The sequence below is a fragment of the Agrobacterium sp. SOY23 genome, from assembly GCF_027212525.1.
Lineage (GTDB): Bacteria > Pseudomonadota > Alphaproteobacteria > Rhizobiales > Rhizobiaceae > Agrobacterium > Agrobacterium tumefaciens_I.
Map to the genome: position 1 here is coordinate 13,699 of NZ_JAPWDT010000007.1, position 25,291 is coordinate 38,989.

The window sequence follows — 25,291 nt, forward strand, 5'->3', positions numbered from 1 at the left end:
CTTCACCGGAAATGCTCTAGCTGTGCGAAATGCCGCGAAGGTCGCGCATCATGTCGCGATAGCGGTTCTGGCTGCCGCGCAGATGTGCCTGCATGGCCAGTTTGGCATCCTGTTCATTCCTATCCGATATGGCGATGACGATGGCCTCATGTTCCCTATGGATCAGCCGTCGATAGGCCGTCTGGTCGTTTTCCCGGGTCTCGGGCACCACGCGGGATTGCGGGATCACGGCCTGACCGTGCAGCTCGAGGAACTGCGTGAAGAGCGGATTGTTGGTGGCCGCCGCAATGGCCAGATGCAGCGCCAGATCGGCCTCACGAATGGACTGATTTTCGTCGATACATTTGAGAAGCCGGGCGTGACAGTCGAAAATGGCCTCTTCCTGCGACGGTGAACGGCGAAGGGCGGCCAGCCCCGCTGCCTCGATTTCAAGCGGCGTTCTGATTTCCAGAACCTCCAGATCGGACGATAGCCGGGCGCGATCGATACCGGGCGTGGGTAACGTCTCCTTTTCGCGCTTCAGCACAAAAATGCCCGCCCCCTGGCGAACTTCCACCAGCCCGTCGCAGCGCAGGGCCGTGACCGCCTCGCGCACCACTGTGCGGCTGACACCATGGGTTTCCGTCATTTCGATCTCGCTGGGCAAGCGGTCGCCGGGGCCATATTGCCCGGAGGCAATCGCATGCCTAAGGCTCAGGCTGACTTTGGTAACCAGAGAGCCGGAAGATTTGCTGCGCTGTTTTTGCTGTTCAGCCACGTCGATCACCATGCATTAAAATAGGGTCAGGCGTGAAGCCTGCAAAATATGTATGATGAATTCTGAGAAAACTCAATGATCATACTAATTTTACCCGCATTCATGCATCTTGATCTGTGTGCGTCAGCCCGCGATGACTGAACTTTGGCTGATTATCAATTGCGCGACGACATTCAGCCTGCAAGATCGGCTTGCCTCAACCCAGCCGCCATGTCCCCGACGATGACGATATTATGTCCCCAGAACATGTCGTCATCATCAAACGAGAAGATGAAGGTGCCATCCTCGTCGACGCGGATGCCGATGAGTTGCATGCGGGACAAAAACTCCTCGCGCGACAGAGCTACCTCACCCTCGTCGAGCCAGTTTTGATTTTTCAGGATCAGCAATTCGTCGGCGGCAAACTCGCCTATTCGGAGCTGCCATTTCGATTGTTCCTGGAACAACGAGACGGCGATCCTGAGGATATGCTCTGGAGCGGCATTCCCGGCGCCGCCGAGGATGAGCCTGGTTTGAGTCTCGCACCAGTTGATGGTGCCGACATAAGCTCCGTACGATGGATCCCATTCCAACCTGCCCAATTCCTCGGTTGTCAAACCGATGTGAGTGCCATCTCCCCCAGCGCCCATTCAATTACCTCTTCTATTGTCGGCCCTTTTGTCGTTGCTGCAGTAGCAAGGGATCATGATTATCGTTTCTCACACCAACTGATACGCCCGGATGATCGATACAAAACTGGACAGACGTGACCGCTATCCTTGTATCACGATCCGGGCACCAGGCGACACGCGCTCGTACAGGTCCATGACGTCCTGGTTTAACAGCCGTATGCAACCCGCCGAGACCGCTTTGCCGATTGAGCTTGGATCGTTTGTCCCGTGGACGCGGTAGTAGGTATCCTTGCCATCCTTGTGCATGTAAAGCGCCCGGGCACCCATGGGGTTCCAAGGGCCGCCTTCGACACCATCCTTGTTGGGTCCATAATGCGCCGGGTTTCTCTTGACCATATCAGGCGTCGGGATCCAGCGAGGCCAGGCGGCCTTCTTGGCGATCACGGCATCGCCGCCGTTGAATGCACGGGCAACCGGTCCAACGCCAACGGCATAACGGATCGCCTTGCCGCCCGGCTGAACCAGATACAGGAAGCGCGCCTTCTGATCGACGATGATGGTGCCGGGCTTCTCATCAGTCGTGTAGCTCACGACTTGCCGGACATATTCGGGATTCATCTTCCCAATATTGACGCCAGGAATGTTAAATCCGGCGTCGGTCTTTTCCGAATACATTTCAATTGGGTTCGATCCGAGTGGTTTAAATGCCTCCACATTGGCGCCTTCCCTGACCGGACGCGGCGCAGTCGAAGGAACGCGGTCCGTTGCGCTTGCACAAGCGGAGAGGAGAAGGGCCAATGTGATGGCTGCCGATGAACGAGAAGGGAGAAGCACACGAATCATGGTTGGTTGCCTGGTAGAGTTGGAGTTTTCCAGGCTTCGCTGAGGCTTTCACCTTAAGGCCGGCTTAAGCCCCTCCCGCCAATCACCCGTCATGGGCGCGGCAATGCCAGTGTGACCGTGAACCCCTTGTCCGATTTACGAAATCCAAGCTCTCCGCCAAGTTTGTTCATGGCCATGTCAACGATTGCCAGGCCAAGGCCACTGCCATCAACCGTAGTCGACGAGCCGCGTTTGAAGCGTTCTCTGACCTCGTCCTGATCCGTTGGGTCAATTCCCGGTCCCTGGTCCGTCACTTCGATTTCGAAGCGGGATGCGGCCTGCTGAAGGATGATTGAAACGCTTGAACGCTCTGGTGAATATTGCACAGCGTTTTCGACAACGTTACGAAGCGCCAGTCGTAGCAGGTTGGCGTTACGGACAAGTGGTAATTCGTCTGTCTGGTAAAATGTCTCCATTGAGACTGACCGACGACTGCTCAGTCCCTCCAGATCCGCCCGGATGTCGTTTACGACCCTGTCCAGCCGCGCCTTCTCTGCGTCACCACCACGGTCAGCGGAATCAACGGAGGCCAGATCGATAAGCTGGCGAACAAGTCGCGCTGTCCGATCAACGCTCGTTGATATCTGTGCCAATGCCTTGTCCCTCACCGCCTCCTGATCACTCCGCAGTGCGACCTGCGCCTGAGTCTTCAGCCCTGCCAGAGGCGTTTTCAGTTCGTGAGCAGCATAGGCGATGAATGTCCTTTCACGCTCGCGGGCGGCAGCCACCTTCAGAAGAAGTGAATTGAGCGAGTTGAGTAGCGGCTTGATTTCGCCAGGTGCGTCTTTCTCTTCGAGCGCATGCAATTCCTCGGCAGATCTCTGGCCAAGCAAGGTCGCGATTCTGTTGAGTGGCCCCAGTCCTTTTTCGACGCTTAACCAGATGAGTATGGCCAGAACCGGCAGGATCGCCACAGCCGGCACGAGTTGTCCCTTGACGACGTCGGCAACAAGCCTGTCGCGTATTTCCATACTATCGCCGACAAGGACGCGGACATTCAGCTTTTTATTGACGACCGCGAAGACGCGCCAGCGAACGCCATCAACCACGGCTTCGGTAAAACCGTCATGGGTGTCGGTGAGTGATTTCTGTGGAGCGCTTTCCGAACGGCTGATCAACTGGCCCTGTAGCGACCATATCTGGCAGGAGAGTTGACGCCGGTAATCCCCCTGCATGTCCAGCGATACGGCAGCATCGCCTGTTAGGGTCTCATCGACAGCCGCGGCGACATCGATATGGTGGTCGGTGATCAGGGAGCTGACCATGCGCGCGGCTTCCATCAGTCGGGCATCGAGAACCCTTTCGACCTGATGTTGAACACTGAAGTAGGTCCACGAGACGGCGAACAGCCAGACCGCACCCGTTGCCGCAAGCAAAATTACAAACAGTCGCAAACGTATCGAATGCATCAAGCCATTCCCAGTCTGTAACCGACACCACGAACCGTCTCGATCGCGGCCGCGCCGAGCTTGGCACGCAGTTTGTGGATGTGAACTTCTATCGTGTTACTCTCGACATCTTCCTGCCAGCCATAAAGGCGCTCCTCGAGCGAGTGTTTCGAGTGGATCGTCTGCGGGCTTTCCATGAGGGCCTGGAGAATGGAGAATTCGCGGCGGGAAAGAGATATTTCATTGTCGCCACGACAGACCTGCATCGAGGCTGGATAGAGTGTTAACCCCCGAAGACTAATCTCCGCTGTCGCACGGCCTGCCGACCTGCGGGTAATGGCCCGCAGGCGAGCCGCGACCTCATCAAGGTCGAACGGTTTGCCGAGATAATCATCAGCACCTGCGTCGAGACCGTCAATCCGATCTCCAACCGTATCCCTGGCGGTCAGCAGCAGCACCGGGATCTGGTTTCCCGAACGGCGGATGTCGTTCAATATCGCCAGTCCGGATCCATCCGGCAACATGACGTCAAGCACGACGGCGTCAAAGCGGTCCGTCTTCAGGGCCTCTGAAGCATCGGCTGCCGTCGTGACACCATCGGCAACATAACCACTCAGCTTCAGTCCTTCCCGCAAACCATCGAGCAGGATCGGATCGTCTTCGACAATGAGTATTCGCAACAATACCTCCGAGAGCGGCACATTCATGGCCTTTTGCAATCGCCACCTTAAGGCTGCCTTAAGCTGACGGCGGGATCAGGCCTGATGACGTTTATACGAAAGGAAGCCTGAATGCGCATTTTGGCGTTCACGATTGCGATGCTCGCGGTTTTGAAGCTTGCCTCATCCGCCGGTGCGGTGGATGCGCCACTGGATATGGACCAAGCCTTCAAAATGAAGGTCGAACAGGCCGATGACGGTGGTGCCTTTGTTCGCTGGACCATCGCCGATGGTTATTATCTCTATCGTGAATATTTGAGCGCAGACGATCAGGCTGGCAACAAGCTGGAGATGAAAACACCCCCCGGTGAGGCGAAGGACGATCCGAATTTCGGTTCGACCGAAATCTACTATTCAGCTGCGACAGCCCGGATTGCAGGTGCGCCAGACACATTTCGGGTCACCTATCAGGGGTGCCAGGACAAGGGGCTTTGCTACCCGCCGACAACGAAGACCGTCAACATGGCGACCATGATGATTTCGGGCGAAAGCCTGTTTTCGCAGGGCAGTTTCGCCGCCACTAACCCGGCTTCGCCAAAGGTTTCCAAGGGTACAAACGGGGAAGGCTTTGTGGTGGCCAACGACCATGCCCGGACATTAGTCGACACGATGATGGCCGATGGCGGTGTGGTCATGCTTCTTGCCGGTTTTCTCGGCTTTGGCCTGCTTCTCGCTTTCACGCCCTGCGTTTTCCCGATGTATCCCATCGTTGCGGCCATGCTGGCGCGAGAAGGAGAGCGGCTGACGGCGCGACGCGGCCTTACCCTGTCACTGTCCTACGTTGTCGCGCTTGCATTCGCATTCGGGCTGCTGGGCGTAGCTGCGGCGTGGTCAGGGCAGAACCTGCAGATTGTACTTCAATCGACATACGCAGTTGGCGCTATTGCCATTCTGTTCGTGATACTCGCCCTGTCGAACTTCGGCCTGTTTCATATTCAATTGCCGGCCGCTGTTTCGGCCAGGTTTGCGAAAACCTCCAAAGGTGCGGGCTCCATCCCGGGAGCGATGATACTCGGCTTCTCCTCAGCCTTGCTTATCGGTCCGTGCGTGACGGCACCTCTGGCGGGAGCGCTTCTTTACGTTGCCCGGACCGGGGACATGATCATCGGCGCCGTTGCCCTGTTTGCGCTTGGGCTGGGCAAGGGAATTCCACTCGTCGTGATGGCGACTGCGGGTGGCAACGCATTTCCAAAGGCTGGGCTTTGGATGGAAAAGGTCCGCCAGGTCTTCGGCTTCATGTTTCTTGCAACCGCGCTTTGGCTGGCGGCTCCTCTCATCGCCACCACGTTCGTCATGCTAGGTTGGGCCGTCATTGCACTCTCCTTCGGCGTATTCGCCTTCAGCGCCGCGGCCGGTCATGCAGTAACAGCCATGAATATGATGTCTCGTACGACGGGCCTTGCGTCTATCATCTGGGCACTGATGCTGTTCGTCAGTCTCGGCATTGGCGGAACTGATCCTCTCACGCCGCTGCAGCCGTTCCGGTCGAACGGGGTGGCGGAACGGCAAACGCCGATTAAAAAAAGCGACTTCGCAACGGTATCATCGATGGATGATCTGAGCGCCCGGATCGACGGCGTGTCCCACGGAAAACCGACCCTCCTTTATGTGACCGCCGACTGGTGCGTGACCTGCCGTACAATCGAGCGATCCGTGCTGACATCACCTGATGTGATGGATGCACTGTCGAATTTGAATCTTGTCAGCCTCGATCTGACCAGCCTCGATGCGGACAGGAAAGCACTGCTTTCTGCCCTGAAGGTGGTGGGCCCGCCGACAATGGTATTTCTTGATCAGAACCGAACGGAGCCGGCATCGACGCGGCTGGTGGGTGAGTTCTCTGCCGCGGACCTTTCTGCATCGGCTCAACGAGCCAGCGGCATGCGACCATAAACGCCGGGGGCTGGTGGTCTTCCCTCGTCGTCCGGTTTGATTTTATGAAACAAGGAGAATTCGAATGTTTTCAAGGCGCAACCTCATGATCGGCTGCCTGGCGACGATGACTGGAACGCTGCTTGCCGCACAAACCAGCTCCGCCAAGCAGATGAGCATGAAGGAGGTATTTTTTGACAAGGATGCGCCGGTGACCGGAAATCCGAAGGGACGGATCACGGTTGTCGAATATTTCGATTATCAGTGCCCGTACTGCAAGAGTTCCTATGACATGGTGAAGAAGGTCGTCGCCAGCGAAGGTGACGTCAGGCTCGTTTTGAAAGACTGGCCGATCTTTGGCGGCGCTTCAATCTTCGCGGCGCAGGCCGTGCTCGGGGCTGCCCAGATCGGTCAATATGAAACTGCCATGGAAGCCCTGATGAAGACGAAGGGGCGCCTGTCCGAAGGCGATGTCGAAAAAACACTTACCGGAGCCGGGCTGTCGATGCAGGAAATTGCTGCCTCGGTAAACAGGAGCAACAGCAAGATCTCCGGGTTGCTCGACCGAAATTATGGCCAGGCACTCGGTTTCAATTTCGTCGGCACGCCATCCTTTGTCATAGGCACGACCATCTATCCCGGCGTTCTCGACGAAAAGGGATTGAAGGACGCCATCAAGCGTGCCCGGACCTGAGCCTCCGACACGGCCAGTCTTTCGTCCAGTTCGCCCGAACATATCAGCCCTTTGAAAAATCAAGGAAGCAGCTTCCAATGCCCTACACGATTTCTGCTCGTAATATCCCCATTGCCGCCCTTTTCCTGAGTGTTGTATTTCCCTCCACCCCTTTCGCACAGGATGCGGTTGGTGCAGGTCAGGATCTTCTCCCGATCCTGCGCTCGATCGAACGTCAGGGTATCAATATCCTCGGAGAAATGGACGTTCCGGGAGGCCTTAGGGGGTTCGCGGCCAAAGCAGGGGCACAACCACTGGCAATCTACCTCACACCCGACAACGAGCATGTCATCGTCGGCACGCTCGTTGATGCCAGTGGTCAGGACATGGCTGCCACGCAGATGAAAAAAATCGTTGAAAAGCCAATCCTTGAGGCCGGCTGGGAACAGCTCGAACAAGCGACATGGGTTGCGGACGGCAAGGATGATGCACCGCGCGTCGTTTACACCTTCACGGACCCGAACTGCCCATATTGCAACAAGTTCTGGCAGGCCGCGAGGCCTTGGATCGATAACGGCAAAGTGCAATTGCGGCACATCATGGTTGGCGTCATCAGGCAAGACTCTCCTGCTAAGGCGGCAGCGATTATCGAGGCAGAAACACCATCGTCGGCGCTGACCGAGAATGAGCTGAAGCACAAGGACGGTGGAATCACACCCCTTTCATCCATCAAGGAACAGACCACGGCGAAGCTGGAGAATAATGCGAACCTCATGACGACATTGGGGTTTGGCGGAACGCCTGCGATCGTTTTCAGGAAACAGGATGGTTCAATTGGCACGATGGCCGGCATGCCGCAGGGGCCGGCGCTCGAAATGATCCTCGGCCCGAAATAGGAGGGCTACGCCGATGCTGATGCACAAAATGGCGATCGAGAGCTATCGCCTGCGTACCGTCAGAACGCGAGACAAGGAGGCGCGTCGAAGCGCACCTTTATTTTTCGTGAGACGCCAGCTGATTATGAAATGAGTTGATCTCGTATCTCCGCAATGCCTTGGAGCAAGCGCCGACGTAGACGCGCAAGGAGCGTGGGAACGAGGATATTGTGGAACGGCAGGACGGTTGCGAGATAAACGCGGCCGAGCAGGTTGTTTCGCGCCAGCCGGGGTTGTGGGCGATATCTCTAGGGCTGGGAAGCAAATGCATGGCAGTATCAAATCATCCGGCTGATACAGCGGCGCTGGCAGTGTTGAACATTGTTGTCGGCTGAATTGGATGCTCCGTCGTGCCATTGCGCGCATCTTCACGAAGTTCACTTGGTTCCAGTCATTTAGCTCCTCGAACCAGTTACGCACTACCCTTCATCCTCTGGGCCGATATTGCGGCAAACCGATCACTTGACATAAATTTCGCATTCCGATATGTCAGAAATTATTCTGATATCTCAGTTATGGATTTGATATGTCTGAATTCCTCGAATTTCCATCCCTGCCCCTGTTCGAGTTGGTCGCGCCCGACCAATTGCCGGAGGGCGGCAACATGACCAATCGGATCCATGCGTTGCTCCGCAAACTCATTGTGGAAGTCAAACTGCTTCCTGGGCGCGCACTGTCGGAAAAAGAGATCGCCACACTTTTGAATGTAAGCAAAACGCCTGTACGCGAGGCGATCATCCGTCTGTCGGAAGAGGGCTTCGTCACCGTTGTGCCACAGGGCGGTACATACATCTCACCGATTGATGTGCAGCGATATATGGAAGCCTGCTTTATACGGTTCAAACTGGAAGAGGGCGCGGTCATAGAGGCCGCGAAGCGCCATTCACTTGAAGACATTGCGCGCCTCAAGGCCTGCCTCTCAAATCAGCGCATTGCTGCAAAAGACGAAGAATTCACGAATTTCTTCCTGCTTGACGAGGAGTTCCACAAGACCATCTTTGCAGCCGCTCGCCTTCCGGGCGCCTGGAGCGTCGTCAACCAGGCCAAGGGCGAAATGGACCGTATGCGGCATCTGAAACGCGTCTTTGCGGTCAGGCGGACAGAAAAGGTTATCGAGGAGCACGAGGCAATCGTGGATGGAATTGAATCAGGCGATGTCGAAGCGGCTCGGGAGGCCGTCCAGCGCCATCTCGGATCACTCGAAACCAAAATCGCAGAACTCTCCAGAAACCCGAAAATCTGGACCTTCATCGAGCAGGTCAACACGCGTGTCACGAGGAAGCGCGCTTCACGGGGGTCAAAGACGCCTGACTGAACATTCTAGGCTTTTGAGGAGGGGCCTTTCATGTCTGCAGTTCAAATCAACGACGTCATCAAGCGCTATGGCGCCCTCGAAGTCGTCCACGGTATCAATCTTTCCATACAGCCGCAGGAATTCGTTGTCCTCGTTGGTCCTTCAGGATGCGGAAAATCCACCACGCTGCGCATGCTCGCCGGACTGGAGGACATCTCGGACGGTACCGTTTCGATGGATGGCCGGGTGGTCAACAAGGTCGCCCCGAAAGATCGCGACGTCGCCATGGTATTCCAGAACTACGCGCTCTACCCCCATCTGAGCGTGGCCGAGAACATCGCGTTTGGCCTGCGCGTCAGGGGTGAGAAGCGGGCCGTTGTCGACAAGGCCGTTGGAGAAGCCGCACAGATATTGGGGCTTACCGAATATCTTGCCCGCAAACCGGCCGATCTTTCCGGCGGCCAGCGCCAGCGCGTCGCCATGGGCCGCGCCATCGTGCGCCGGCCGAAAATCTTCCTGTTCGACGAACCCCTTTCCAATCTCGATGCCAAGCTGCGCACCCACATGCGCGCCGAGATCAAGTTGCTGCACAAGCGTATGCAGGCCACCAGCATCTATGTCACCCACGACCAGGTGGAGGCGATGACGCTTGCCGACCGCATCGTAATCATGAATGGCGGCCATATCGAACAGGTCGGCTCCCCGATGGAGGTGTTTCTCGAACCGGCGAACACATTTGTCGCGAGCTTCATTGGCTCGCCACCGATGAACCTTCTCGACGGAGCCATCGAAAAGCAGGATGGCAGGGTGAAGGTCAAGCTCACGGGCAGCTCCGGGCAGCGCTTCAGCATTCCCGATGCCTTCGCGAAGAACGCAACGCAAGGACAGACCGTCAAGCTCGGCCTGCGGCCGGAAATCATGTCGGTGGAAGATGGCGATGGCCGCGAGGATCTCAATTGCAGCATCGACCTTGTGGAGCCTCTGGGCGCTGAAGCGCTGCTGCATGGAAAGGCCGATGGCCAGCCGTTTATCGCCAAAGCCGAAACGCTTTATGGCGACCATGCCCTTAATGGCATCAACCGGCTTTCCATCGATACTGCACGCGTCCACGTCTTTGATGCGGCGACCGGAAGATCGCTCAAAAACCGGGGTGGAGCGCGGCCATGAAACAGGATTTTCAAGGGCGCCTTCACGCCCTTCAGGAAGACCTGCGCCGCGACTGGCAGCTCTACCTGCTGCTCGCGCCAATGCTCACCTGGTTTGCGGTTTTTCTCTACAAACCCATGTACGGATTGGTCATCGCATTCCAGGATTTCTCGATCTTTCGCGGCATTGAAAAAAGTCCATGGGTCGGTTTTTCGAATTTCGTGGAGCTTTTCCAGAATGACATGTTCATTCGTTCTTTCTGGAACACCATCACCATCAGCGGCCTTGGCCTGATCTTCGCCTTTCCGGTGCCGATCATTCTGGCCCTGATGTTCAACGAGATTCAGAGCGGCATTGCCCGCAGCTGGGCGCAGACGGTTGTTTACCTGCCGCACTTCATTTCGGTGGTGATCGTCGCCGGCATCGTCATCAATTTCCTCTCGCCATCAATCGGCATCGTCAATCTAATGCTGAAAGGCCTGGGGTTTGAGCCGATCTACTTCCTGACCCAGCCGGAATGGTTCCGTCCCGTCTATATCGGCTCATCGGTCTGGAAAGAGGCAGGCTTCGAATCCATCGTCTATCTCGCCGCCATCGCCGGTGTGAGCCCGACGCTTTACGAATCCGCCCGGGTGGATGGCGCGTCGCGCTGGCAGATGATGTGGCGTATCACCCTGCCCTGCATCCTGCCGACGATCGTGATCATGCTGATCATCCGCATCGGCAATCTGGTCGAAGTCGGGTTCGAATATATCATCCTGCTCTATCGCCCATCCACCTACGAGACGGCGGACGTCGTTTCCACCTTCATCTACCGCACCGGCCTGCAGGGCACCCAATACGATCTGGCGACTGCCGCCGGCCTGTTCAACGCGGTCATCGCCTTCGTCCTCGTTTATTCGGCAAATCGCATCAGCCGAAAAGTCTCGTCGACATCGCTGTGGTGAGGAGCTGACACATGGCAAACTTCAATCTCTATTCCCGTGGCGACAGGATTTTCGGCTGGGCAAACGCCATTCTTCTCGGTCTGTTTGTCCTGTCGACGCTCTATCCCTTCATCTATGTGCTGTCGGTCTCGCTCTCCTCGGGCGCTGCCGTCACGGCGGGTCGCGTCACGCTCTGGCCCGTCGATGTCACGCTTGCCGCCTACGACCGTGTCTTGTCCGACAGGATGTTCTGGGTCGCCTATGGCAACACGTTCATCTACACGTTCGGCGGCACGCTCGCGAGCCTGCTGATAATGATCCCCGGGGCTTACGCCCTTTCGCGCAAACGCCTGCGTGGCCGCACCTTCTTCAACATCGCCATCGCGTTTACGCTCTGGTTCAACGCCGGCATGATCCCGTTCTTCCTGAATATGCGTGATCTTGGGCTTCTCGACAGCCGTTTCGGCATCATCCTCGGTTTCGCGGCCAATGCCTTCAACGTCATCCTGCTGCGCAATTTTTTCGAAGCCGTACCGAAATCCTTCGAAGAGGCCGCCAAGATGGATGGCGCCAGCGAATTGCAGCTGCTGTGGAAGGTGTTCATCCCGCTGTCGAAGCCCGCAATCGTCACAGTTGCGCTGTTCTGCATCGTGTCGCGCTGGAACGGTTATTTCTGGGCCATGGTGCTGCTGCGCGGCGAGGAAAAAATCCCGCTTCAGGTCTATCTGAAGCGCGTCATCGTCGACCTCAATTCGAATGACGAATTCGCCTCGAGCCTGCTCACCGCCCACTATTCGTTCGAGACGGTGACATCGGCGATCATGATCGCGTCCATCATTCCCGTCCTCATCATTTACCCCTACGCGCAGAAGTATTTCACCAAAGGAATTCTGCTGGGCGGAGTCAAAGAGTAGCAGCACAAGGGAGGAGAACCTGTGAGAGCACTACGAAAAGGCACGCCCCTACTGGCGTTGATGACAGCCGTAACCCTGACCTTGCCGGTATCGGCTCAGGATTCAGGCAAGATCACCGAAGACCCGCTGGAACTGACCATCCATTTCCACTTTCGCGACAAATACGTCTATTCGGAAAAATGGCCGGTGGAGCAGAAGGCCGCGGAAATCACCAATATTCATGTCCGCAACGTGGCGTCATTGGCAACCACCAGCAGTCGCGACGCCTTCAATCTTCTGATCGCCTCGGGCAATCTTCCCGATATCGTTGGCGGCGACGCCACCGGCGGTTTGAAGGAAGACTTCATCCGTTACGGGCTGGAGGGCGCGTTCATTCCGCTCGATGAGCTGATCGAGGAAAACGCCCCCAATCTCAAGGCGTTTTTCGACAGCCACAAGGAAATCCGCAACGCCATCTCCGGACCGGACGGCAAGCTTTATTTCATTCCCTATGTGCCTGATGGCAAGTTCTCGCGCGGCTGGTTCATCCGCCAGGACTGGCTCGACAAGCTTGGCCTGAAACAGCCGGAAACACCGGAAGAGGTCTACGAGGTTCTGAAAGCCTTCCGCGACAAGGACCCGAACGGCAACGGCCTCAAGGATGAGGTGCCTTATTTTGCCCGTGAGGAAATCGATGCCGTCCGCCTCATCAATCTGTGGGACGCACGCGTTTCGGGATCGGAGCGTTATGGCGACTTTGCCGTCTATGACGGAAAACTGCGCCACCCCTGGGCGGAAGAAAACTACAAGACCGGCATTTCCAATGTCGCCAAGTGGTACAAGGAAGGGCTGATCGACAAGGAAATATTCACCCGCGGCGCCCGCTCGCGCGAATATCTGCTGGGTAACAATCTCGGCGGCATGACACATGACTGGTTCGCCAGCACCTCGACTTACAATGACGCCCTGTCGCCGAAGATCGAGGGCTTTGCGCTGAAGCCCATGCTTCCGCCCAAGACGGTTTCAGGTGAGCGTTTCGAAGATTCCCGCCGCCTGCGTGTCCAGCCCGTTGGCTGGGCTATTTCGGCGACCAATGAACACCCCGTCGAAACCATCAAATATTTCGACTTCTGGTTCTCGCAGCCGGGTCGCATCCTGTCGAACTTCGGCGTCGAGGGCCTCACTTACGAAATGGTCGACGGTAAACCGCAGTTCAAGAAGGAAATCCTCGACAACAAGGATCCGGTCAATGCCCAGCTATGGGCAGTCGGTGCGGCGATCCCGCGCGGATACTGGATGGATTACGAATATGAGCGCCAGTGGACGAACAAGATCGCGCTTGAAGGCATCGATCTGTACGAGAAGTGCAACTGCCTCAAGGACGAGTTCATGGGCGTTTCCCTGAACGCCGAGGAAAAGGCGACCTTCGACCGCTACTGGCCGAGCATCCTCACCTACATGACCGAGATGCAGCAGACCTGGATTCTCGGCGCGCAGGACGTCGATACCGGCTGGGACGCCTACAAAAAGCGCCTCACTGCCCTCGGTTATGACGAGGTCATCAAGATGATGCAATCGGCCTATGACCGCCAGTACAAGGCGGCTCAATAAACCCTCCGACCAGGATGGCGGCTTTGTCGCCGCCATCCTTTCCCTTCTGTTTTCATAGGAGTTAGAGCGCAATGCGTCCCTCTGCCCCGGCCATCTCCAGACAGACACTTCTCGATGAACCTCGCCCGGGTTCATTGACCATTGGCTACGAGCCGAGAGAAGAAGCACAACCGGCGGAGAATCCTCCGCGCTTTTCATGGCTGCCCGATATCGATGACGGCGCGCGTTACGTGCTGCGTATTTCGACCGATCCCGGCTTTGCAGACAAAAAAACGATCGTCTTCCAGGATCTCGCCTGGAATTTCTTCACCCCGGACGAAGCACTGCCAGAAGGTCACTATCACTGGTGTTATGCGCTTTGGGATCAGAAATCCGCAGCGCCGGATTCGAACTGGAGTACCGTACGCAGTTTCGAGATCGGCGCCTCGTTGCCGAAGACGCCGCTTCCCGGCAGAAAGGCCCGCCACGCCGCCGCCCATGCCAGCCACCCGCGGCTCTGGCTCAATTCCGAGCAGTTGAATTCCTTCGCCGACGCCGTAGCAAATGACGCAAACCATTGCGGCTGGGCAGAATTTTACGAAAAATCGGTTGAACCATGGCTGCAGCGGCCGGTTATGCCGGAACCGCAGCCCTATCCCAACAACATGCGTGTCGCCACGCTCTGGCGGCAGATGTATATAGATTGCCAGGAAGTGATCTATGCGATCCGGCATCTGGCCATCGCCGGGCGCGTGCTTGGACGCGACGATCTTCTCGATGCATCCCGCAAATGGCTGTTGGCCGTCGCCGCCTGGGACACGAAAGGTGCGACCTCCCGCGCCTATAATGACGAGGCGGGGTTCCGTGTCGTCGTCGCACTCGCCTGGGGTTATGACTGGCTGTACGACCATCTGAGCGAAGACGAACGCAAGACCGTGCGATCCGTTCTTCTCGAACGGACGCGGGAAGTTGCAGATCATGTTATCGCACACGCCCGCATTCACGTATTTCCCTATGACAGCCATGCGGTGCGCTCGCTCTCGGCTGTACTGACACCGGCCTGCATCGCGCTTCACGGCGAAAGCGATGAGGCGGGTGAATGGTTCGACTATACTGTCGAATTCCTCGCCACGCTCTATTCTCCATGGGCCGGAACCGATGGCGGTTGGGCGGAAGGTCCGCATTACTGGATGACAGGCATGGCATATCTCATTGAGGCCGCCAACCTGATCCGCTCCTATATCGGTTACGACCTTTATCAGCGGCCGTTTTTCCAGAATACCGGCCGCTTCCCGCTCTACACCAAGGCGCCCGGCACCCGTCGCGCCAACTTCGGCGACGACTCCACGCTCGGTGATCTTCCCGGCCTGAAGCTGGGATACAACGTTCGCCAATTCGCCGGCATCACCGGCAATGGCCATTACCAATGGTACTTCGATCACATCAAGGCGGACGCGACGGGCACCGAAGTGGCCTTTTACAATTATGGCTGGTGGGACCTGAACTTCGACGATCTGGTCTACCGTCACGATTACCCGCAGGTGGAAGCCCTGTCGCCCGCCGACCTGCCGGCACTCGCCGTTTTCGACGACATCGGCTGGGCTACCATCCATAAACATATGGAAGACCCGGAACGGCATCTGCAGTTCGTCTTCAAATCCAGCCCCTATGGCTCGCTCAGCCACAGTCACGGCGACCAGAACGCTTTTGTACTTTATGCCCATGGCGAAGATCTGGCGATCCAGTCCGGTTATTATGTGGCATTCAATTCGCAGATGCATTTGAACTGGCGGCGTCAGACACGGTCGAAAAACGCCGTACTGATCGGCGGCAAAGGCCAATATGCGGAAAAGGACAAGGCGCTTGCACGCCGCGCCGCCGGCCGCATCGTCTCGGTGGAGGAAAAGCCGGACCATGTTCGCATCGTCGGCGATGCAACCGCCGCCTACCAGGTTGCGAACCCGCTGGTTCAAAAGGTGCTGCGCGAAACCCACTTTGTTAATGACAGCTATTTCGTGATTGTCGATGAGGTGGAATGTTCCGAACCCCAGGAACTGCAATGGCTTTGCCATACACTCGGAGCCCCGCAGACCGGCAGGTCAAGCTTCCGTTACAATGGCCGGAAAGCCGGCTTCTACGGGCAGTTCGTCTACTCTTCGGCCGGCACGCCTCAAATCAGCGCCGTGGAAGGTTTTCCCGATATCGACCCGAAAGAATTCGAAGGGCTGGATATTCACCACCATGTCTGCGCCACGGTTCCGGCCGCCACCCGGCATCGCCTTGTCACCCTTCTCGTCCCTTACAGTCTGAAGGAGCCGAAGCGAATCTTCAGCTTCATCGACGATCAGGGTTTTTCTACCGACGTCTACTTCAGCGATGTCGATGACGAGCGTTTCAAGCTCTCACTTCCCAAGCAGTTCTAATCATACGAGGTTTTCCAATGCAGCGTTTTACAAACAGGACCGTTGTTGTCGCCGGGGCCGGCCGGGATATCGGCCGGGCATGTGCCCTCCGCTTTGCACAGGAAGGCGCCAATGTCGTTCTCACCTATAATGGTGCGGCAGAAGGCGCGGCCGCAGCCGTCGCCGAAATCGAGAAACTTGGCCGTTCGGCTCTGGCGATCAGAGCGAACCTCACGAAAGCAACCGAGGTCGAGGCGGCCATATCGGCCGCTGCCGACAAATTCGGCGAGATTCATGGCCTCGTCCATGTTGCCGGCGGCCTGATCGCCCGCAAGACAATCGCAGATATGGATGAAGCATTCTGGCATCAGGTCCTCGACGTCAATCTGACGTCACTGTTCCTGACGGCGAAGGCCGCATTGCCCAAAATGGCCAAGGGCGGCGCCATCGTCACTTTCTCGTCGCAGGCGGGCCGTGATGGCGGCGGCCCCGGCGCTCTTGCCTATGCGACCTCCAAGGGTGCCGTGATGACGTTCACCCGCGGACTTGCCAAGGAAGTCGGCCCTGATATCCGCGTCAACGCCGTTTGCCCCGGCATGATCTCGACCACCTTCCACGACACCTTCACCAAGCCGGAGGTGCGCGAACGGGTGGCTGGTGCGACATCGCTCAAGCGCGAAGGGTCGAGCGAAGACGTCGCCGGTCTGGTTGCCTTCCTTGCGTCTGACGATGCCGACTATGTCACCGGCGCCTGCTACGACATTAATGGCGGCGTCCTGTTCTCCTGATAATCCGGATCGCCTCATGTCGGTAACGCTCCCCCGGGCTGGCCGGATTGCCATTCTCGGCACCTCGCTCGTCCAGCAGAACCATATTGGCGACGTCAACTCGCTTGCCACATCGGCACGCGGCTGGATGAGCTGGGCCGAGGTCCTGTCGCATGGCAGGCTTTGCTGCCCGGTCCATCACGATCCTTCCGTGCCGTCCGGCTGGGAGCCGAGCAACCGACCCGGTGTCAGCCGCTTCTTTTCCGGCCTCAATTTCGGGGTCTCCGGCCAGAAGGCGGTCGAGATCGAGCGGCGATTGCCGCGGTTGCTGCAATCGGATTTCGATCTGGTCATTGTCGATGCCGGCACCAACGACATGATGGTGGAAACGCGCCAGACGATTGCGGAGACGCGGGCAAGGATCGCCTCAGTCTTGCTCGCCGCCGGCAAAACCGTCATTCTGCTTCCCATTCTGGCACGAAGCATCGGAAAATGGCCGGCGGGGGGTGCTGAGCGGTCAAAGGCGCACTGGATCAACCGGCAGAGCACCGAATTTGCGACCAACAACGCCAATTGCCATGTCTTCGACTGGAACGCGGCGTGGGTCGATGTTGATAACGAATTTGGCGAGCCATATCCCGACTATTCCGATGACGGAACCCATTTTTCAGTGCCCGGCGCCTTTGCAGTCGGGCAATTGCTGGCGGACTATCTCGAAACTGTCGTGCCACGTGCGCCGGCCCGGCTCCTGTCAAAGGATGACAGCTTCGATCCGGTAAACAATCCGGCGGGCAATCTCGCATCGGACCTCTTGGCCCGGACCATCACCGAAGCGGATGAGCAGAACCATCGTCTTGGCGGGCAGCTTGTCCACCCCGGCACGGGCGTCTGGGTGGACGCAATCTGCGATGTGGAGATACCGGCTCATGATGGCGTTCTGGGAATATCGCTGCGGTTGAAAGATGTCGCAGCCGAAGGACAGGTAGTGACAGCGCTCGCACCGTTTCGTGCCGATGACGGCAGGCTCTTTTCCTTTCCGTCCGGACAGTGGAAAGGCGCGTTAAGGACCCCTCCCCTGAAATTGCGGCCGGGCAAAGCACCGCCTGAACTTTTTCTCGATGTGATCCTGCAGCCCGGTTCGCAACCGATCGAGATCGATGTTTCCAAGATCGACATCCGCTCCGTTTCAGATCCGGTGCGCGCATGACGCATTCTCAGAACAAACCGCGCCTGCTGATCGCCATGCGCAGCGAGCTTCCGGAAGGGTTTTTTGGTCCGCGCGAATGGGCGCGACTGAATGCCGTAACGCATATCATTCAGGGTTTTCCCCATACGGATTTCGACACGGCTGAAGGTGCGGAGGCTCTCGCCGAAGCTGACATTCTGCTTGCTGCCTGGGGTACGCCATCCCTCACACGCGAACGCCTTTCGCGCGCGCCACGGCTGAAAATGATCGCCTATACGGCATCATCGGTGCGGATGGTTGCGCCCGCAGAATTCTGGGAGACGTCCGATATTCTGGTCACGACTGCGGCTTCCGCCATGGCCGTGCCGGTTGCCGAATTCACCTATGCAGCAATCATCATGTGCGGCAAGGATGTATTCCGGTTGCGGGATGAACACAGGGCAGAGCGTGGCACCGGCGTTTTTGGCAGCAGGCGCGGCAGGAACCTGCCCTATCTCGGCAATCACGCCCGCAAGGTCGGCATTGTCGGAGCCTCGCGCATCGGGCGGCTGGTGATCGACATGCTGGCGCGTGGCAAATTCGAGATTGCCGTTTACGATCCCTTTCTTTCGGCGGAAGAAGCCGCGTCCCTTGGCGCAAGGAAAACCGAACTGGACGAGCTTCTCGCCTGGTCCGATGTAGTCTCGCTGCACGCGCCGATCCTGCCGGAAACACACCATATGATCGGCGCCCGCGAACTGGCACTCATGGCCGACCATGCCGTCTTCATCAACACGGCAAGGGGCTGGCTGATCGACCACGATGCATTGCTGGTCGAGGCGCTTTCCGGGCGGCTGCGCATTCTGATTGACACGCCGGAACCCGAGCCCCTGCCAACGGACAGCCCGTTTTACGATTTGCCCAATGTCGTGCTCACCCCCCATATAGCTGGCGCACTGGGCAATGAATTGCGCGCACTTTCCGATCTGGCTATCACCGAGATAGAGCGCTTCGTCGCGGGACTTGCGCCGCTCCACCCCATCCATAAGCAGGATATGGAGCGCATGGCATGAGCACTTTCGAATATTGTTTTTCGACCCTCGGCTGCTCCGGACTCAGCCTGCATGAGGTGGCCGATCTGGGAGAGTGCCATGGCATCGCAAGGGTGGAATTGCGAGCACTTTCCGGCACGATCAACCTGACCGCCGCCTTGGCTGCCGAGTTTGGCACCCCTGCCGGATTTGCTGCCTTTCTAATCGGACGTAAGCTCAAGGTTACTGCTCTCAACACATCTATGCGGCTGTTCGGCAGCAGCGGCCTTTCCGAAGTCGAGCCCTTCATCGATTGGGCAGAGGCTGCCGGCATCCCCAATTTGCGGATATTCGACGGCGGCGGGCAACCAGCATTAGAAGAGATGGCTCGTGCAGCGGCGCTGCTGGACAATTGGCAGGCTTTGCGCCGATCGCGCAGACTGAATGTCGAGCTGATGATAGAAACCCACGATGCGCTGGCCGATTTCGATCAGCTCCTCGCTTTTCTGGAACACGCGCCGACGGCCCGGATATTGTGGGATACCCATCATACATGGGCCAAAGGCGCTGATGTCAGAACTCTTTGGCCCCTTATAGCGAAAAACGTCGTCCATCTGCACGTCAAGGACAGCATGGAGGATAGCGATGGGAAACGGCGCTATGTACTGCCCGGCCATGGCGACTTTCCCATCGCGGAACTGCTTTCGTTGCTCCAGCCGGACGAACGGAAAATTCCCCTCAGCCTCGAATGGGAACGCCACTGGCATCCCCAATTGCCTCCACTGGAAGACGCGCTGAAGGCTGCGCGCCACTGGTGGCGACAAGGAGTCTCCTGATGCGCATAGCCGAAATTCACCTCACACCGGTCGCCATTCCCGACAGGCCACTTTTGAATTGCAAAGGTGTCCATCAGCCCCATGCACTGCGCACCGTCATCGAGGTCATATGCGATGACGGTACGGTCGGTCTCGGGGAAAGTTACGGAAGTATCAAGGCGCTGGAAGGGCTGCGACACGCTGCTCCGGCACTCATCGGACTGGATCCATTTCACCTGCACGAACTAAAGTCCCGGATCATAGCCGCCTTGCCGGGCGGTGGCGGTATCAATGCCAAATCAGCCGTCGCCGATCACAAGCTGACGGATGTGGTCGCATCTGCCTTTGAGGTTCCCTGTCTTGACATCCAGGGCAAGCTCCTCGGTCGCCCGGTATGCGATCTCCTCGGCGGCGCTGTTCGGACAAGTGTACCATTCAGCGCCTATCTGTTTTTCAAGTTTGCGGGGCATATTGGTGAGGAGTCGGACGAATGGGGGGAGGTCCTGACACCGGAGCAGATGGTCGGCGAAGCCCACAGGATGATCGGGAAATACGGCTTCCAGTCACTGAAACTCAAGGGCGGCGTACTTCATCCCGACCTTGAAATCGAAACTATGCTGAAACTTCGGGAAGCCTTTCCGCGTCATCCTTTGCGTATTGACCCAAATGGAGGCTGGACGGTCGAGACTGCGATCCATGTGGCACGCAAGCTTGAGAACGTTCTGGAATATCTGGAAGACCCGGTCCTGGGCATGGACCAGATGGCGCAAGTGGCGGCCGCAACCTCAATCCCTCTCGCGACAAACATGATCGTACTGGAGTTCGATCACATCGCCGCAGCCTTTGAAAAAAAGGCGGTAAAGATAGTGCTTTCCGACCATCACTACTGGGGTGGCCTTCGCGCCTCATCCAATCTTGCAAAAATCTGCGAGGTGCTGGGCCTGGGCCTTTCGATGCATTCCAACTCACATCTGGGCATCACGCTCGCGGCGATGGTCCACGCTGCTGCTGCAACACCAAATCTCACCTTCGACTGCGATACCCATTACCCCTGGACGGCTACAGACGTCGTCGAAGGGACGCCCTTCATTTTCCGCGACGGGAAACTCCGCTTGCCGACAGAACCGGGGCTTGGCGTATCACTGGACAGGAACAAACTCGCATCTCTTGCGGCACTTTATGAAGAAAGCAGTTTGAAGGAACGCGATGACACGGCTTACATGAAGCTTTTTGATCCAAGATACGAAAGACTTGTGCCACGTTGGTGAGGTTGCTGCAAACTTGCCAGGGTCAAACGTCACAACACGCCGGGATGATACATGCCCGTAGTCAGGGGGGAGATAGGGCCCCTCGCTCTAAAATGGCCGGTGGAGTCCAACCACAGTCTCATGTTCATCCGGTTGGATATGTTCCTTCTACACGCTTATGAGTGCATCATCACGAGTGGTCGACCGCACTCGACACCGTTCAAGTTACAGCTTTGCCAGGATAATGCGCTGCAGATCGGCTTCATCAACATCGTCGCGGATAACAACGTCACCGATGATAACATTATCACCACATCCCATCCGTCCGACTTGGCTTTGGCCTGAACAGACGCGCGCCTCGAAGACCGCTGTCCATCCCGAATATCACAACGCCAGCCAAGTAGCAGTTATCAGTGCAGCCGATTTGAATCCGCAACGCCTGGACAACTTCCGCTTATAACAACTCTCGTATCCGTCGGAACCACTGGAATGAAGTGGGACGCTTCCGTTATCGGATCGAAAATTTGAGAGGGCGCTGTTTAGCTGCTCTTGACGGTAGGTGAACGTCAAACCTCCCTCCACGATCGTGCGGAGGAATCAGAAGAAAACTTTGGCTCCAGCTTCGAGAACTTGATCTGAACCCTGCAGGCTGGAACAGTTGGCTGGAATTTTCCCTCTCGCCCTGCGGGTTGGTGCCGACTGAGACAGAGTATGATGTATCCAAACACGCTCTTTCATTTCATTGTTCCGCGCCATCCTCCTGAAGTTGCCCCCTGCATACCCAGTTCTCGGTAGGCCTGAAGAAATCCGTGTCCAGCGGCCCTTGAGCGTGAAGCCGCCATTGATATCGTGCCCGAACTATAGCGGCGGCATATGTATTGAGGAGTACGCGGCCGCTTCCGGGGAGGACATCATGAAGTTTCTGTTGGCCGTTTCGCGCGCCATTGATGCTGCCAATTCAGCCATTGGCAAAGCTATTTCCTGGCTGCTTCTTGCGGCCATTTTCATCAGCGCCATCAATGCCGCCATGCGCAAGGCGTTTTCCATGAGCTCAAACGCCTGGCTCGAATCGCAGTGGTATCTGTTTTCTGCGGTCTTTTTGATCGCTGCTGCCTACACGCTTCTGAACAACGAGCATGTGAAGGTCGATCTGGTCTACGGAAATCTTCCGCGCAAAGGGCAGCTGTGGGTCGACATTCTCGGGACGATCTTCTTTCTCATGCCATTCTGCCTTATCACGGTCTATCTCTCCTGGCCGGTGTTCCTGCAGAAATTCGCCTCCGGTGAAGTATCGAACAATACGGGCGGCCTCATCCAGTGGCCGGTCTGGGCGCTGATACCGATCGGTTTCAGCCTGCTCGCCCTGCAGGGCCTTTCGGAACTCATCAAGCGCGTCGCCATCCTGCGCGGCGATATTCCTGATCCGGTTGCAGCGGCAGATGCCGAAGCGGCAATGCTCTGATCGAAGGAAAAACAACAATGGCATTCCTTGCGGAAAATCTCGCCCCGATCATGTTCGCGGCGCTCATCATCGTGCTGCTGCTGGGCTATCCGGTGGCCTTTGCTCTCGCTTTCGTCGGCTTTTTCTTCGGTTTCATCGGGATCGAGCTCGGCCTGCTGCCGGCAACGCTGTTCCAGGCCATCCCCGATCGCATATTCGGCCAGATGTCGAACGAGACGTTGCTCGCCATACCGTTCTTCACCTTCATGGGTCTGATCCTTGAAAAGAGCGGCATGGCGGAAGACCTCCTCGATACGATCGGCCAGCTGTTTGGACCGGTCCGCGGCGGCATTGCCTTCGCGGTGATTTTTGTCGGCGCTATTCTGGCGGCCACGACAGGCGTTGTTGCCGCCTCGGTCATTTCGATGGGTCTCATCTCGCTGCCGATCATGCTGCGTTATGGTTACGACCGCAAAATCGCCGCCGGCACGATCGCGGCCTCCGGCACGCTGGCGCAAATCATTCCGCCAAGCCTCGTCTTGATCGTGCTGGCGGACCAGCTTGGCCGCTCGGTGGGCGACATGTACAAGGGCGCCCTCGTTCCGGGTCTCATGCTTGTCGGCGCCTATACACTTTACATCATCGTGACCTCGATCATCAGCCCGGCAAAGGTGCCTGCTCTGCCATTGGAGGCCCGGACCCTGCGCGGCAGCAAATTGCTGCTGAAGGTCATCACCTCGCTCGTGCCGCCACTCGTCCTGATATTCCTCGTGCTCGGCACGATCTTCCTCGGCATCGCCACGCCCACGGAAGGTGGCGCCATGGGTGCGGTGGGCGCACTCGCTCTTGCGCTCGCCAACCGCAAGCTCAACTTCGGCCTCATCCAGCAGTCTCTTTACGCCACGGCAAAACTGTCGTCCTTCGTCCTGCTCATCCTGCTCGGCGCGCGCGTCTTCTCCCTGACCTTCTATGGCGTGAATGGCCATGTCTGGGTCGAGCATCTGATGACATCGGTTCCGGGCGGCGAGATCGGCTTCCTGATCGTCGCCAACCTGCTGGTCTTCTTCCTGGCCTTCTTCCTCGATTATTTCGAGCTGGCCTTCATCATCATCCCGCTTCTGGCTCCGGTCGCCGATGCCCTTGGCATTGATCTGATCTGGTTCGGCGTCATGCTGGCGGTTAACATGCAGACTTCTTTCATGCACCCGCCCTTCGGTTTTTCGCTGTTCTTTCTGCGGTCCGTTGCGCCGACACGCGCCTACAGGGATCGCGTCACCGGACAGACGATCCAGCCGGTCACCTCGACCCAGATCTATCTCGGCGCCATTCCCTATCTCTTTATCCAGCTCGCCATGGTCATCATCATCATCGCCTTCCCCGGCATCGTGATGCACTACAAGTCAGGCGCCAAGCAGGCCGATCCTTCCGCCGTTCATATCAACGTACCCATGCCCGGTGCCGGAACGGACGCAGATCCGTTTGCCAACCCGTTCCTCGCGCCCGGCAATACCGCGCCGAGCTTCGGCAAGCCAAACACCCCGTGACAGCAGACCGGGCGCGCAAGCGTCCGCGCAAACCATCGACGTCCCGGACGTCGCTCATATTCAACAGGAGGAGGTAACCCATGAAGGACAATCCAGGCCGCAGACATTTCCTGTCGGGCGGTGTGCTTGCGGGGGCAGCAGCGGCTGCCTCCACACTTGCAACACCGGCCATAGCCCAGTCATCGCCGACCGTTCGCTGGCGTCTGACGTCAGGTTTCCCGAACAATCTGGACACGATTTACGGCGGCGCCGTCGTCATGGCCAACGCATTGAAGGCAATGACCGGCGGCAAGTTCGAAATCCAGGTCTTTCAGGCCGGCGAGATCGTTCCCGGCGCCCAGGCCATCGATGCCGTAAAAGCCAATACGGTCGAAATTTCCCATACCTGCGGATATTATTTCACGGGCAAGGATCCGACATTCGCCATCGGCTCGACCATCCCCTTCGGCCTGAACGCCCGCCAGCAGAACGCATGGCTTTACCATGGCGGCGGCAACGAGGCGTATAATGAATTCCTGTCCGACTACGGCGTCATCGGTATTCCCGGCGGTGCGACGGGTGCCCAGATGGGTGGCTGGTATCGCAAGGAGATCAAGAGCATCGAGGATATCAAGGGCCTCAAGATGCGTATTGCCGGCGTCGCGGGACAGGTGCTCGCCAGGCTTGGCGCCGTGCCGCAGCAGCTTCCGGGCGGCGATATTTATCCGGCACTGGAACGTGGTACCATCGACGCCGCAGAGTGGGTTGGTCCCTATGACGACGAAAAGCTCGGTTTCTACCAGATCGCGCCCTATTATTATTATCCGGCCTTCTGGGAAGGTGGCCTGACGATCCACTTCTTCGTCAACAAGGACCAATATGCGGCTCTGCCTGACGAATACAAGGCAGCGCTCGATACCGCCTGCAAGGCCGCCAACATCAACATGCAGGCGCTCTACGACGTCAAGAACAAGGATGCGATCCGCTCGCTGGTTTCCAAGGGCACGCAGCTTCGTCCGCTGCCCCGGGATGTGCTCGATGCCGCCTACAAGGCAACCTTCGAGCTCTATGACGAGTACACGCAGAAACATCCCGCATGGGCCAAGATCTATCCCGGCTGGAAGAAATTCCGCGACGAGAGCTATGAATGGTTTCGCGTCGCCGAATATACCTATGACAGCTATGGCTATGCGATGCAGACCGCCGGCAAATAA

At 57.5% G+C, this 25,291-nt stretch carries 22 protein-coding genes; 17 read left to right on the plus strand and 5 right to left on the minus strand.

Annotated elements, in window-relative coordinates; genetic code table 11:
• Positions 1 to 16: 16 nt before the first annotated feature.
• The 5 genes from O3S81_RS19305 to O3S81_RS19325 form a co-directional block, all read right to left on the minus strand.
• Complete coding sequence (locus O3S81_RS19305; RefSeq protein ID WP_269345797.1) at positions 17 to 769, minus strand: FadR/GntR family transcriptional regulator; 753 nt, start codon at positions 767 to 769, stop codon at positions 17 to 19.
• Between the two features lie 161 nt (positions 770 to 930).
• Positions 931 to 1,386, minus strand: a complete 456-nt coding sequence (locus O3S81_RS19310) for a DUF2262 domain-containing protein (protein ID WP_269345798.1) — start codon at positions 1,384 to 1,386, stop codon at positions 931 to 933.
• Positions 1,387 to 1,509: 123 nt separating this feature from the next.
• Positions 1,510 to 2,211 (minus strand): L,D-transpeptidase, encoded by a 702-nt coding sequence (locus tag O3S81_RS19315; protein ID WP_269345799.1) that lies wholly within the window; start codon positions 2,209 to 2,211, stop codon positions 1,510 to 1,512.
• Positions 2,212 to 2,300: 89 nt separating this feature from the next.
• Positions 2,301 to 3,659, minus strand: coding sequence for an ATP-binding protein (locus O3S81_RS19320; RefSeq protein WP_269345800.1), 1,359 nt, complete (start codon positions 3,657 to 3,659; stop codon positions 2,301 to 2,303).
• Positions 3,659 to 4,318, minus strand: a complete 660-nt coding sequence (locus O3S81_RS19325; protein ID WP_269346302.1) for a response regulator — start codon at positions 4,316 to 4,318, stop codon at positions 3,659 to 3,661. Before O3S81_RS19325 ends, O3S81_RS19320 begins: the two co-directional genes overlap by 1 nt.
• 111 nt (positions 4,319 to 4,429) lie before the next feature.
• Here O3S81_RS19325 and dsbD point away from each other — a divergent pair, with 111 nt between their 5' ends.
• The 17 genes from dsbD (at position 4,430) to O3S81_RS19410 (ending at position 25,291) form a co-directional block, all read left to right on the plus strand.
• The gene (gene dsbD, locus O3S81_RS19330; protein ID WP_269345802.1) at positions 4,430 to 6,250 is read left to right on the plus strand and encodes a protein-disulfide reductase DsbD; all 1,821 of its coding nucleotides are present in this window, start codon (positions 4,430 to 4,432) and stop codon (positions 6,248 to 6,250) included.
• Between the two features lie 64 nt (positions 6,251 to 6,314).
• On the plus strand, positions 6,315 to 6,923 hold the full coding sequence (locus tag O3S81_RS19335; RefSeq protein ID WP_269345804.1) for a DsbA family protein: 609 nt from the start codon (positions 6,315 to 6,317) through the stop codon (positions 6,921 to 6,923).
• 77 nt (positions 6,924 to 7,000) lie between these two features.
• Positions 7,001 to 7,798, plus strand: coding sequence for a thiol:disulfide interchange protein DsbG (gene dsbG / locus O3S81_RS19340; RefSeq protein ID WP_269345805.1), 798 nt, complete (start codon positions 7,001 to 7,003; stop codon positions 7,796 to 7,798).
• A gap of 565 nt (positions 7,799 to 8,363) precedes the next feature.
• Positions 8,364 to 9,152, plus strand: coding sequence for a GntR family transcriptional regulator (locus O3S81_RS19345; RefSeq protein WP_269345807.1), 789 nt, complete (start codon positions 8,364 to 8,366; stop codon positions 9,150 to 9,152).
• 30 nt (positions 9,153 to 9,182) lie between these two features.
• A complete protein-coding gene (locus O3S81_RS19350; RefSeq protein WP_269345809.1) occupies positions 9,183 to 10,298 on the plus strand; it encodes an ABC transporter ATP-binding protein in 1,116 nt (371 codons plus the stop codon).
• Complete coding sequence (locus tag O3S81_RS19355) at positions 10,295 to 11,224, plus strand: ABC transporter permease (protein WP_269345810.1); 930 nt, start codon at positions 10,295 to 10,297, stop codon at positions 11,222 to 11,224. Before O3S81_RS19350 ends, O3S81_RS19355 begins: the two co-directional genes overlap by 4 nt.
• An 11-nt stretch (positions 11,225 to 11,235) precedes the next feature.
• Complete coding sequence (locus O3S81_RS19360) at positions 11,236 to 12,117, plus strand: carbohydrate ABC transporter permease (RefSeq protein ID WP_269345811.1); 882 nt, start codon at positions 11,236 to 11,238, stop codon at positions 12,115 to 12,117.
• Positions 12,118 to 12,177: 60 nt separating this feature from the next.
• Positions 12,178 to 13,707, plus strand: coding sequence for an extracellular solute-binding protein (locus tag O3S81_RS19365; protein ID WP_269346304.1), 1,530 nt, complete (start codon positions 12,178 to 12,180; stop codon positions 13,705 to 13,707).
• Between the two features lie 71 nt (positions 13,708 to 13,778).
• Entirely contained in the window at positions 13,779 to 16,109 is a 2,331-nt protein-coding gene (locus O3S81_RS19370) for an alginate lyase (protein WP_269345812.1), read from the plus strand.
• A gap of 17 nt (positions 16,110 to 16,126) precedes the next feature.
• Complete coding sequence (locus tag O3S81_RS19375) at positions 16,127 to 16,876, plus strand: SDR family NAD(P)-dependent oxidoreductase (RefSeq protein WP_269345814.1); 750 nt, start codon at positions 16,127 to 16,129, stop codon at positions 16,874 to 16,876.
• Positions 16,877 to 16,892: 16 nt separating this feature from the next.
• Entirely contained in the window at positions 16,893 to 18,062 is a 1,170-nt protein-coding gene (locus O3S81_RS19380) for an SGNH/GDSL hydrolase family protein (protein ID WP_269345815.1), read from the plus strand.
• Complete coding sequence (locus O3S81_RS19385) at positions 18,059 to 19,093, plus strand: hydroxyacid dehydrogenase (RefSeq protein WP_269345816.1); 1,035 nt, start codon at positions 18,059 to 18,061, stop codon at positions 19,091 to 19,093. The genes O3S81_RS19380 and O3S81_RS19385 overlap by 4 nt, the downstream gene beginning before the upstream one ends.
• Positions 19,090 to 19,887 (plus strand): sugar phosphate isomerase/epimerase family protein, encoded by a 798-nt coding sequence (locus O3S81_RS19390; RefSeq protein ID WP_269345817.1) that lies wholly within the window; start codon positions 19,090 to 19,092, stop codon positions 19,885 to 19,887. The genes O3S81_RS19385 and O3S81_RS19390 overlap by 4 nt, the downstream gene beginning before the upstream one ends.
• Positions 19,887 to 21,134 (plus strand): glucarate dehydratase family protein, encoded by a 1,248-nt coding sequence (locus O3S81_RS19395; RefSeq protein WP_269345818.1) that lies wholly within the window; start codon positions 19,887 to 19,889, stop codon positions 21,132 to 21,134. Before O3S81_RS19390 ends, O3S81_RS19395 begins: the two co-directional genes overlap by 1 nt.
• 892 nt (positions 21,135 to 22,026) lie before the next feature.
• Positions 22,027 to 22,575: a TRAP transporter small permease subunit gene (locus tag O3S81_RS19400; protein WP_269345820.1), complete on the plus strand. Its 549-nt coding sequence runs from the start codon at positions 22,027 to 22,029 to the stop codon at positions 22,573 to 22,575.
• 17 nt (positions 22,576 to 22,592) lie between these two features.
• On the plus strand, positions 22,593 to 24,098 hold the full coding sequence (locus O3S81_RS19405; RefSeq protein WP_269345821.1) for a TRAP transporter large permease: 1,506 nt from the start codon (positions 22,593 to 22,595) through the stop codon (positions 24,096 to 24,098).
• 80 nt (positions 24,099 to 24,178) lie between these two features.
• Complete coding sequence (locus tag O3S81_RS19410) at positions 24,179 to 25,291, plus strand: TRAP transporter substrate-binding protein (protein ID WP_269345823.1); 1,113 nt, start codon at positions 24,179 to 24,181, stop codon at positions 25,289 to 25,291.

Excerpts from the sequence above, each read along its gene's own strand:
- dsbG (WP_269345805.1), top strand. The coding sequence starts at position 7,001 with ATGCCCTACACGATTTCTGCTCGTAATATCCCCATTGCCGCCCTTTTC.
- O3S81_RS19335 (WP_269345804.1), top strand. The coding sequence starts at position 6,315 with ATGTTTTCAAGGCGCAACCTCATGATCGGCTGCCTGGCGACGATGACT.
- O3S81_RS19400 (WP_269345820.1), top strand. The coding sequence starts at position 22,027 with ATGAAGTTTCTGTTGGCCGTTTCGCGCGCCATTGATGCTGCCAATTCA.
- O3S81_RS19385 (WP_269345816.1), top strand. The coding sequence starts at position 18,059 with ATGACGCATTCTCAGAACAAACCGCGCCTGCTGATCGCCATGCGCAGC.
- O3S81_RS19365 (WP_269346304.1), top strand. The coding sequence starts at position 12,178 with ATGACAGCCGTAACCCTGACCTTGCCGGTATCGGCTCAGGATTCAGGC.
- O3S81_RS19395 (WP_269345818.1), top strand. The coding sequence starts at position 19,887 with ATGCGCATAGCCGAAATTCACCTCACACCGGTCGCCATTCCCGACAGG.
- O3S81_RS19410 (WP_269345823.1), top strand. The coding sequence starts at position 24,179 with ATGAAGGACAATCCAGGCCGCAGACATTTCCTGTCGGGCGGTGTGCTT.
- O3S81_RS19350 (WP_269345809.1), top strand. The coding sequence starts at position 9,183 with ATGTCTGCAGTTCAAATCAACGACGTCATCAAGCGCTATGGCGCCCTC.
- O3S81_RS19305 (WP_269345797.1), bottom strand. The coding sequence starts at position 769 with ATGGTGATCGACGTGGCTGAACAGCAAAAACAGCGCAGCAAATCTTCC.
- O3S81_RS19380 (WP_269345815.1), top strand. The coding sequence starts at position 16,893 with ATGTCGGTAACGCTCCCCCGGGCTGGCCGGATTGCCATTCTCGGCACC.
- O3S81_RS19405 (WP_269345821.1), top strand. The coding sequence starts at position 22,593 with ATGGCATTCCTTGCGGAAAATCTCGCCCCGATCATGTTCGCGGCGCTC.
- O3S81_RS19310 (WP_269345798.1), bottom strand. The coding sequence starts at position 1,386 with ATGGGCGCTGGGGGAGATGGCACTCACATCGGTTTGACAACCGAGGAA.
- dsbD (WP_269345802.1), top strand. The coding sequence starts at position 4,430 with ATGCGCATTTTGGCGTTCACGATTGCGATGCTCGCGGTTTTGAAGCTT.
- O3S81_RS19355 (WP_269345810.1), top strand. The coding sequence starts at position 10,295 with ATGAAACAGGATTTTCAAGGGCGCCTTCACGCCCTTCAGGAAGACCTG.
- O3S81_RS19320 (WP_269345800.1), bottom strand. The coding sequence starts at position 3,659 with ATGCATTCGATACGTTTGCGACTGTTTGTAATTTTGCTTGCGGCAACG.
- O3S81_RS19345 (WP_269345807.1), top strand. The coding sequence starts at position 8,364 with ATGTCTGAATTCCTCGAATTTCCATCCCTGCCCCTGTTCGAGTTGGTC.
- O3S81_RS19360 (WP_269345811.1), top strand. The coding sequence starts at position 11,236 with ATGGCAAACTTCAATCTCTATTCCCGTGGCGACAGGATTTTCGGCTGG.
- O3S81_RS19315 (WP_269345799.1), bottom strand. The coding sequence starts at position 2,211 with ATGATTCGTGTGCTTCTCCCTTCTCGTTCATCGGCAGCCATCACATTG.
- O3S81_RS19370 (WP_269345812.1), top strand. The coding sequence starts at position 13,779 with ATGCGTCCCTCTGCCCCGGCCATCTCCAGACAGACACTTCTCGATGAA.
- O3S81_RS19375 (WP_269345814.1), top strand. The coding sequence starts at position 16,127 with ATGCAGCGTTTTACAAACAGGACCGTTGTTGTCGCCGGGGCCGGCCGG.
- O3S81_RS19390 (WP_269345817.1), top strand. The coding sequence starts at position 19,090 with ATGAGCACTTTCGAATATTGTTTTTCGACCCTCGGCTGCTCCGGACTC.